This window comes from Streptococcus penaeicida (assembly GCF_002887775.1).
Lineage (GTDB): Bacteria > Bacillota > Bacilli > Lactobacillales > Streptococcaceae > Streptococcus > Streptococcus penaeicida.
On record NZ_LOCM01000070.1, the window covers coordinates 1 to 275 of the forward strand.

Genomic DNA, 275 nt, shown 5'->3' on the forward strand with positions numbered 1-275 from the left:
TTTTTAGTCCGAGTACAATTTTGATAATAGAAAAGTTTATTGACATAGAGGTAGACTTCTTGTTAAGATATAGTTATTCAATTTTGAGTGGACTAAAAAGTTAAGTGACGATAGCCTAGGAGATACACCTGTACCCATGCCGAACACAGTAGTTAAGCCCTAGAACGCCTGAAGTAGTTGGGGTTGCCCCCTGTTAGATACGGAAGTCGCTTAGCTTAGGAACACTCAATGGGAGTTTAGCTCAGCTGGGAGAGCATCTGCCTTACAAGCAGAGG

Annotated in this window: 1 rRNA gene; it reads left to right on the forward strand. The window is 41.8% G+C overall.

What is annotated here, in order from left to right:
- The first annotated feature begins 100 nt into the window (after positions 1-100).
- Positions 101-215, forward strand: a 5S ribosomal RNA gene (gene rrf, locus AT575_RS10295).
- The last annotated feature ends 60 nt before the right edge of the window (positions 216-275 follow it).